This window comes from bacterium (assembly GCA_035527515.1).
Classification (GTDB): domain Bacteria; phylum B130-G9; class B130-G9; order B130-G9; family B130-G9; genus B130-G9.
Genome location: DATLAJ010000008.1, coordinates 1 through 8,081, shown reverse-complemented (window position 1 = coordinate 8,081; position 8,081 = coordinate 1). Strand labels below are relative to the sequence as shown.

Here is an 8,081-nt window from a genome sequence, read left to right as displayed (position 1 = left end):
TCATCAGAAGTGTCTCAACCTGATCGTCGAATGTGTGGCCAGTCGCTATCTCATCGGCCCCGACCCTCGATGCCGCCTCCTCGAGGAAGGCTAGTCGATGTGCCCTCGCTCGCGACTCAAGCGACCTCTCCGACAGCTCTTGCGACTCCCGCTTTGTCAAAGTCCTGATCTCAAGGGGCAGACCTAGCTCTTTTGCCATGCCTTCCACGAATCGCTGTTCCTCTGCCGATTCTTTGCCGCGCAGGTTATGGTTCAGATACGCCAGATGCAGCCTGATGCCATATCGCTCGCTCTGGAGCATCAATATGTGGACAAGGGCTGTGGAGTCTGGCCCCCCCGAGAACGCCACAAGCACCGTGTCCCCAGGGGCGAACATCGAGTAGGCCTCGATCGTCTTGATGACCGAGAGCGGAACAAGCTGCGTCTGTCGTTTCAACATGTTGTGCATAGTATCACTTATACGGAGGGTTCCGCTAAGCGCGTTTCAGTCATGGGTAGAGCGCAGCATAGCGGCTGTAAACAGACCAGGTTTATTTGTTGGTGGTTGATACTTCGACAATTGCCCGATTCCGCCCTCCATCCGACCTCGCTGATTGTAAAAGTGGATCACGTCCTGAGCCGAACCGCTCGAATTCGTTGCAATCGGCCAATAACTGTACTTCCCGCCCAATAGGTCTTGTCGCGCCACACAAGGCCGGTCGTTTTATTGCACAGCCTCTCCGATTTCTCGGGTGCTCCTAGCTGGGAGCAACATATTTGGCTAATCATGTCACCCATTCTTTCCGATAGAATCAGTAGTGAGGTTGTTGCCATTGAGACGAAGCGGCGGGATCTTCGTGATTTGGCTGTAACGGTTATCTATGCCATTTGGGAAGGGAATGACAGTAACTGATCGCGAAGGTCTGGCCAGTTTGAAGTCTCTCCCCGACGAGAAGATCAGAAGCGTTCTTATTGTCGAGACCGACCCTCTGCTGGCGGATTCAATCGCGCAAACTGTCAATCAGGCCTCTGAAACCATAAACGTCGCGACTGCCCAAACTGAGGCGCAGTGCCTAGCGCAGATCAAGGACTCCGAGTTTGACTGTGTCCTGCTTGATCTCGACCTTTTGAGCACCAACGGCAGCGAGCTGATTGCCCTGATCAAAGACAGCCGACCGCACATCCCCCTAGTCGCGATGACTTCGGAGCCAGCGCTTGCCGTTCGGGCCATCGAGGGCGGCGCGACAGGTTTCTTTCTGAAGAGCATGGACTTGGCGGCCTTGAGGCTTCTGCCTCAAAGTATGCGGAATGCTGTCGAGCTTGCGCGGATGCGAGAGTCCCTTCCAGTTCACGCCGCCAAGCTGCATGAGAGCGCAGAAGACCTCAGATGCGCGCTTGAGGATTCACCTCTTGCGATGATTGACCTTGCCCCTGGGGGGAAAGTGTTGCACGCAAACGGGGCAGCGCTTTCGCTATTGGGTTACGGCAACGACGAGCTTCTAGGCGCGCACATTGAGGATATCGCCCCTGAGACCGGGCGAGGGAGGATAGCCGACTGTTTGACGCAGTCCCAGAGCGGTGCGGCGCCGAGCGTCGAGGCAACGTTTTTGACGAAACAGGGCGGACAGTTGACCGTGCACGTTAGGGCAGCGGCCATACGATGCCCGGGTCATGGCATCGTCAAAACAAGACTTTTTGTATCTGACATGACTGGAATGAAACAGATTGAAGAACAGCTGGTGCAGGCACAGAAGATGGCGAGCATCGGGGAGCTGACGGCCGGGGTAGTGCACGATTTCAACAACATGCTGGCCACGATCGTTCTGGCTTCCCAGATGATCAACATGGAGATACCAAACGATAGCATGCTCAGGAGGCAGGCGCAGAGTATCCAGAGCAGTGCGGAGAGCGGAGCTCATCTGGCGAGCCAGCTCCTGTCGTTTGCGAGGGCCGCCCGCTCGGAATCAAAGACTGTGGAGCTAAACAGCGTTATCAATGACATTGTCAACCTTCTTAGCCTCTCCATCGGGGACTCGGTCTCAATAGAGTTCAACCTTGAGCCCAACATCAAGCACATCTTGGCTGACCGAAATCAGGTGGCCCAGATAATACTAAATCTGGCTCTGAACGCCAGGGACGCTATGCCGAATGGGGGAACGCTCTCGTTCTCAACCGAGAACGTGAGCATGACGGACAGAGAACGATGTCAGAAGCTGGGTATCCAAACGGGAGATTACGTCCGCATTGCGGTCAGCGACACCGGTGTGGGCATCGACAAGGGCGCGCTGGGCAAGATATTCGAGCCGGTCTTCACCACAAAGGACGCCAATGGCGGAACAGGTCTCGGTCTCTTGGTCGTCCGGCGTATAGTTGAGAGGCACAACGGGGGGATTGAGGTAAGCTCAGAGTTAGGTAAGGGCGCACGATTCTCCATATATATGCCGTCTTCGCGGGAGCGCGAACAATTTGAGTCAGATGAACCCAGCCTCGAGTCGCTGTGCGGCTCCGAGCGCATTCTGGTCGTGGACGATAAGGATGGGGTTCGAGAGTCAGTGTCGCAGATGCTAGCTTTATGGGGATATGAGGTGGTGAATGCGAACGACGGAGCCTCTGCAATTGAGCTCTATCGCCAACGCAAGGATGACATAGACGCGGTGCTCATGGACCTTCGGATGCCCGGCATGGATGGCATCGAGACGCACGGACGGCTCAAGCAGATCGACGATTCCGTTCTCGTCGTGTTGACCTCAGGCTACGGAAACGAGCAGCTCGTGGCCAAGGCCACCAAGCAGGGCGTTGCAGGGTTCATCAAGAAGCCCTACAAAATGGAGCAGCTGCTCTCGCTGTTGAGAGAGCTGCTTGACAAGAGGAATCCCAGCGATGGAGCGAGCGCGAAGCTCTTGGCAAGCCAGCCGGCTACATCTTCTCGCTTCGGCACAACGGACGCCGATTCGTAAGCGTTCGTGGCTGCCCTCAGGCCGCATCTTCGCGAGAGTTTGCGCCAGGGGTGGGCAATATGGTGTAGGGCGGAGCTTTCTGGAAGAGGCTGTCCGGCATCTGGAAGGGGCGACATCTCTGAATTATCCGGGCTAAATCTTGTCATTGGGAATAGGCAGCGGCGAGGGGTCCGAGCTCGCCCAGCCCTAATGCCGGCGGCGAGGGCTCGGCAGCGCTCAATCGGTGCGGGGGCTACGCCGCGGACTTCTTTTCTCCGGGCTGTGGCTCTTGGATCGGGGTCCAGTTCAGGACGGTTTCTCTGGCTTTCTCCAGCTGAGTGTCCTCGGAAGAGCTCCTATCCATCGGCACTATGATGTCTGGCGTGAGACCTACTTTGTGCAGCTTTTGGCCAAAGGGTCCCTCGTACTTGCAGGTTGATAGAACTACCCTCGTGCCGTCAGTAGTCGAGATGCAATCTGTGCCGAGCGCGAAGCCAAAGGTCTTCTCGCCCACGAGCTTCGCTATCCTGTGACCACGCAAACTCGCGGCCAAGACCTCCGCCTCGCCAACTGTGCGCTCGTTGACTATGACCACAACAGGCACGGTCTTCGGCATCAGGATCACGCTGCTATCCCTTGCCACCTCCTTTGTCGCACTTATGGTCGAGCGCAAAAAAAGCGGTCTGGAGCTCTCAAAACGGCTTAAGATACTTGTAACTTCCCCGATCGAGCCGCCGATGTTGTCCCGCACGTCGATTATTATCCCCCTCAGGCGAGAGGACCCTATACTGGCCAGACCTCTCTTGAATGTCTCGGACACGCCATCAGCAAACCTCCTGATCTTGAAACAGAGCACTCCGTCCTCGCCGGCCACGAAGTTCGCAGGTTCCGAGACGTACATCGCTCGGTGCAGCTTCACTTTTTTAGGGTTGAAATCGTCTGGACCATACACTATCAACGTTACTTCGGTCTTAGGCTTGCCGCGCAGGTCTTGTCGAAGCTCGTCAAGCGTCAGATCGTAAACGGGGTGCTCATTGATTGCCACGATTCTATCGCCGGGTAGTATATCAGAGCCATCCGACGGTGAGCTGAGCTCTCGAGAGACCACCACGAAAAGGCCCTCTTTGGACATAACGTTCAACCCAAGGTCCGCCCGCCGTTTGTACTCCTCGTCCGCAAACTGAACTGTCGAGCGAGAATCGAGGCTCGAGACGAGGCGCTGGGTCCCATGCCTCAGCAACTTGCCCATGTCCACCTCGTCAACGTAGAAGTCGTCTATGGCGCGAAGCGTTTGGACGAGCGTTGATAGGTAGGGGAAATAAGCCTCTAGCTCTTTAGTTTTGTTGGGCCCATAATCTTGCTGCGATAGGCAAAGCGCCGCTGCGGCGAACACCGTAAAAAGCGCACAGGCCCACGGGACGAATCGCTTAGCTCGCATCAATCCCCCCGATGCGAGATAAAACGGTCTTCATACGAGGAAGGTTTCAGCTGTTGAGCTGACCAGGCCGTATGAACAGCTATCGGCGGCGCCCACGTCGGCTGCGTGCCCCCGTTACGGACCCAAGTCCTCGGGCTAGAAGTATATCTTGACGCCCAAAGCAGCGCTGAAGCCCCCAAGGTCAATGTCGTTGGACAGGTCCTTAAGCTCGGTCGTCCGATACTTGTTCGTCTTGAGCTTCAAGTCCTCGCTTTCCGAGAAGTAACTGACCGACATTGATGTGTACCCAAGTCCAAAATTTGCCTTGCCCCAACGGTAGCGCAGGTCAGTAACAAGCGAGAGGTCCGCTCTATTGTCGAACAGCTTGGCAACAAAAAACTCCGCTCCCAAGCCGCCGTTGACACCCCAAGCGACATCGTTCATTTCCGGAAGCTCGTCGATTCGAGCCGAGAAAAACGTAGGCCCAAACGAAATGTAGGGGTTGATCTTCTGCTCAGTCAGGAATGAGAAACCCACATTTAAATCGACTGGCACTATTTTGGTTTTGATGTGGTCATAGTCCACCTGCGTCTCGCTGGAGCTATGCCCTGCTGGATACTTCTCGCCACTGTAGATATATGTGTAATAAGTCTTTCTGTATTCAACCTTCGTGAACTCCGGAATGTGTTCACGATACCTCGCAGCCCTAAGCTCAGCAAATAGCCAGGGGTAGAAATGATAGGAAAACGAGCCGCCATAGATGAAGTTATCATCCAATTGGCTCATCTCCGGGAAGTAACAACCTCCCTCTACACTGACCCCGAACTTGCCCGAAGTATCCTCCGAAAACGCGAGGTTGACGAGCAACAGGCTCAACAGCAAACCTACATAAAAACCGCTTCTCATTCGCATTACCTCCGGCGAAACCAAAGATTGATAGCATTCATGGAGAGCGACCTGGCCCTCTTGTAATCATTGCTGTCTTTATAATAAGGCGTGTCTGGGATGTCAAGCGCTCTCTTGTATCAAACATCCAAAGTCCGGAGTGGAACGTCGCGCCTCTGGCCAACACGTCGCAGGTGGCGGATAGCGAGACCGCGGATGGCGTCCCGGTTAGTTTCTACGTTACTTGCGCCACGCTTGGCGCCTCACAACATTGACACAGGGTCAACATTGACCACTATCCGAACGTCAGATGGCTTAATCTTGGCCTGCTTTGTTTCCTCGAGCTTACTGGCAAGGAAGCTGTGCAGCCGCGAAGAGCTGTATGAACGCACAAAAGCCTGAAACCTATACCTGTCCTTCAGCTTCGCGATCGGCGCCTCCGCTGGCCCCAAGATGTGGATATCCTCTGCCCGGCCTTGCCGCAAAACGTCCCCCAACCGCTCGGCAGTCGAACGCGTTTTCTCAAAGTCCCGGCCCGAGATAATCAGCGAGGCCAACCTCGTCACGGGCGGCAAGCCCAACCTGCGCCTAAACTCAATTTCCTGCTTGAAGAATGTGAGGTAATCCTGCGCCGCCGCCGCTTTGATTGAGTAATGGTTGGGGGAGTAGGTTTGCAGCAACACTTTCCCCTGCTTGCCATGTCTGCCCGGGCGACCGCTCACCTGCGTTAGCAGCTGGAATGTTCGCTCGGCGGCTCGGAAATCTGGTAGGTTCAGGATCGTGTCGGCAAGGACGACAATAGCGAGCGTCAGGTGTGGGAAATTATGGCCCTTGGCGACGATCTGGGTGCCAACGATTATATCGACCTCGCCCCTCGTAATCGACGCCAACGCCCTCTCATACATGCGCCTCGTGGTGATGGCGTCGCTGTCCATTCTCAGGATGTTGGCTCCGGGGAAGAGCCGCGCAGCCTCCTCCTCGACCTTTTCCGTCCCGAAACCTATGAACCTGATCTCCTCTGAGTGGCACGCATCGCATCTTGTCGGCACGGGACGCCGGCGGCCACACAGGTGGCAGACTATTGACTCTGTGGCACTATGATAGGTGAGCGTGATGTCGCAATGCTCGCACCGGAACACGTATCCGCACCTTTTGCAGGTCAAGAAAGGAGCAAAGCCACGGCGGTTGATGAACAGCAAAACCTGCTCGCCGGCTGCAAGCGCCCTTCCCATTGCATCCTGAGCGGTCTTGGTGAGAATGGCCGAACCCTCCAATGCCTCCTTACGCATGTCGATCACCGAAACTTCGGCCATCGGACGGGAGTCAACCCTCTTGCTAAGAAATATATATTGATACTTCCCCTTTGAACTGTTGAGGAAAGTCCCCACCGAGGGAGTCGCCCCGCAGAGAACCACCGAGCACTTGAAGATTGACCCCGCCATTACAGCGACATCCCTCGCATTGAAGAACGGAGCACGGTCCTGCTTATATGTCGTCTCGTGCTCCTCATCGACAACAATGAGGCCAACTCGTTTAAGAGGAGCGAATATCGCGGAGCGGACGCCGATGACCACGTCAACATCGCCTCGATACGCGAGCTCCCACTGGTCGCGGCGCTGTGCGGGGGTGAGCTTGCTGTGAAAGACCCCCGCCTTGTCGGCGAATCTGCGGGCAAAAAGAGCGAGCAACGCGGGCGTCAGCGATATCTCTGGAACAAGAATCAACGCCCTCTTGCCGCCTTTCAGGACGTGCTCTGCTGCACGAAGAAAGACCTCGGTCTTGCCGCTGCCGGTTACACCGTGCAGCAGAATCGGCCTTGTATCTTGAGCGTCGATTGCTGCGGTTATCCTCGTAAGGGCGTCGCGCTGTTCAGACGAGAGTTCGATCGCCTCGTCGCCCTCATCGAGGCCCGACCAAAGGCCTGCCGGCAGCGACGAGACGATATCCATCGGGCGCCTCGTTCCCCTAGATTGGCGTTTGGGGGCCTTGTCAGCGTGCGCATCAACATCGGCAAGGCCATGCAACATAGCCGCCTGGACTACTGTCCCAAGAGGCGCAACGTAGTATGATGCAACCCATTCGAGCAGTCTCATCATCTCTCGAGATAGAATCGGCAGCTGGTCGATGATTGATATGATCTCCTTGACAGACTTCAGGTAACAGTGCGAGGTGAGATGGGCGATCACGCCAACTCGCTCACGGCTCCGCAGCTGGACAATCGCACGCTTGCCGATCTTTGCCTCTTTCAGGAGGTGCTTCGGGACTCCATAGGTGAAGCACTTTCTCACTCCGACGCCGAGGGCCACCTCCGCGTAGAGCGAGTACTTTTTAGCCTCTGGCATCAAGCTCGCCTCTGAGAGATATATCGTATGAGCTGTGGCAGCGACCGGTGCAGTGTAGAGCTCTGGCTACCCGAAAGCGGTATTGCCATGCGAGCACCTACTTGGAGACCGCGTCAGTATGAATCATACAGCTAAGCCAAAAAAACGCAAAAAGGCTGACCCCCAAAGGCGAGGGTCAGCCTTTCGCAATAGGTTAATCTGTCTGTTTAACTCAATGAGCTATCATCTGGTCCGGCTTTGCCTTGATGCCAACGGCCGCGTCGCTGTCTGAACCCACGAACCGCCATGCCGAAGGAGGCAAAACATAAGCCATGTTGGTCAGCCTGATCGAGGTAACCCCGTAACTCATGATGTTGGTCGTGTTGCTGTCTGTGATCATGCAAGTAATCAGATACTCGCCGACTGAGTCATCCTTTATGAACTTGTAGTTCAGGAACTCAGCAAGGACAGCCATGCCACCATCAAAGAACACCGAATCGGCTGACAGAAGCGAGAATGTGCGACCGTTAGGAAGCGTAACCC

At 55.6% G+C, this 8,081-nt stretch carries 6 protein-coding genes; 1 reads left to right on the top strand and 5 read right to left on the bottom strand.

The annotated features are described in order from the left end of the window. On the bottom strand, nt 1–439 hold a 439-nt coding region (tilS, locus tag VM163_00415; protein HUT02340.1), incomplete at its 3' end, for a tRNA lysidine(34) synthetase TilS. 439 nt (nt 440–878) lie between these two features. Between tilS and VM163_00410 the strand changes: the two genes are divergently transcribed. Continuing rightward, entirely contained in the window at nt 879–2,936 is a 2,058-nt protein-coding gene (locus tag VM163_00410; GenBank protein ID HUT02339.1) for a response regulator, read from the top strand. A 232-nt stretch (nt 2,937–3,168) separates the two neighbouring features. Here VM163_00410 and VM163_00405 read toward each other — a convergent pair whose 3' ends face one another. From VM163_00405 to VM163_00390, 4 genes are all read right to left on the bottom strand, one after another. Then, complete coding sequence (locus tag VM163_00405) at nt 3,169–4,353, bottom strand: S41 family peptidase (protein HUT02338.1); 1,185 nt, start codon at nt 4,351–4,353, stop codon at nt 3,169–3,171. Between the two features lie 135 nt (nt 4,354–4,488). After that, nucleotides 4,489–5,238, bottom strand: coding sequence for an outer membrane beta-barrel protein (locus tag VM163_00400; protein HUT02337.1), 750 nt, complete (start codon nt 5,236–5,238; stop codon nt 4,489–4,491). 242 nt (nt 5,239–5,480) lie between these two features. After that, nucleotides 5,481–7,559, bottom strand: coding sequence for a primosomal protein N' (gene priA, locus VM163_00395; GenBank protein ID HUT02336.1), 2,079 nt, complete (start codon nt 7,557–7,559; stop codon nt 5,481–5,483). 211 nt (nt 7,560–7,770) lie between these two features. Then, the coding region (locus VM163_00390; protein ID HUT02335.1) for a hypothetical protein at nt 7,771–8,081 on the bottom strand (311 nt) is incomplete at its 5' end.

What these genes read in the sequence shown, in the direction of transcription:
- VM163_00410 (HUT02339.1), top strand. Translation starts at nt 879, where the DNA reads ATGACAGTAACTGATCGCGAAGGTCTGGCCAGTTTGAAGTCTCTCCCC.
- VM163_00405 (HUT02338.1), bottom strand. Translation starts at nt 4,353, where the DNA reads ATGCGAGCTAAGCGATTCGTCCCGTGGGCCTGTGCGCTTTTTACGGTG.
- VM163_00400 (HUT02337.1), bottom strand. Translation starts at nt 5,238, where the DNA reads ATGAGAAGCGGTTTTTATGTAGGTTTGCTGTTGAGCCTGTTGCTCGTC.
- priA (HUT02336.1), bottom strand. Translation starts at nt 7,559, where the DNA reads ATGCCAGAGGCTAAAAAGTACTCGCTCTACGCGGAGGTGGCCCTCGGC.